Below are 881 nucleotides of genomic sequence, written 5' to 3'. Positions count from 1 at the left end.
TGGAAAGCATCTGTGATGCTGGCTACCGTATAGGAACGCAGTTCTTCCCCGCCATCGAACACCTTGGTGTTCTTGCCCAAAAAGAGCGTAATGGTTTTAGAGCCTAGCAGCGACCCACTAAGGCTAGCCACAGTAGAGTCGCCCACAGTTACGCCCTTTTGCAGTTCGAGCGACACGCGCACCCGATTGGCTTCCTCCGGTAGCAGAACCATTTCCTTTACCTGGCCTACCTTAATACCATTCAGAATAACCGGGTTGCCAACAGCAAGACCATCTACGTTGTCATACTTGGCAGTGTATGTACGATCAGAAGAAAGCAAGTTACTCCCCTTCAGAAAGTTAAACCCAACCACAAGCAAGGCAATAGCGACGATGCCCAATAGGGCTACTTTTATTTCTTTCGACACGGGGTCAGGAGTTGGATGAGAAAAATAGGAGTTGGAAGCTGGCCTGCTGGGCCCGCCGGGTGGTTATTCACCATTCATAGCTTCCAACTCATTTTTGTAGTCGCGAAATGCCCGGTAGATACCCGCTGCTATATACGTTTGTCCGGCTTTATCGTTGAGATACTGTTCTTCACCTCGATTCGTCAGAAAGCCTGACTCAATCAGAACCGAAGGCATGGTAGATTTCCAGAGGACCAGAAAACCCGCTTGCTTTACACCGCGGGAAGGGCGACCCACAGTAGTACGAAACTGGTGATCTACTTTCTGGGCAAACCGAATACTATTGACGATGTGTGCGCTCTGATAGAGAGAAAATAGAATATGGCTTTGGGGCGAGGTAGGATCAAATCCATTGTAGCGTTCCTTGTAATTGTCCTCTTGCAGAATAACGGCGTTTTCGCGCTTGGCTACCCCCAGGTTTGCGTCGGTTTTGTG

At 49.4% G+C, this 881-nt stretch carries 2 protein-coding genes; both read right to left on the bottom strand.

Annotated elements, in window-relative coordinates:
• Window positions 1-407, bottom strand: a 407-nt coding sequence (locus VI25_RS19370; RefSeq protein ID WP_152981710.1) for an MlaD family protein, incomplete at its 3' end; no start/stop codon positions are given.
• A 63-nt stretch (window positions 408-470) separates the two neighbouring features.
• The coding region (locus VI25_RS19365) for an N-acetylmuramoyl-L-alanine amidase (protein ID WP_161806985.1) at window positions 471-881 on the bottom strand (411 nt) is incomplete at its 5' end.

Origin of the sequence: Hymenobacter sp. AT01-02 (assembly GCF_000961955.2) — a bacterium.
GTDB lineage: Bacteria > Bacteroidota > Bacteroidia > Cytophagales > Hymenobacteraceae > Hymenobacter > Hymenobacter mucosus.
This window is presented reverse-complemented; position numbering and strand designations above follow the sequence as displayed.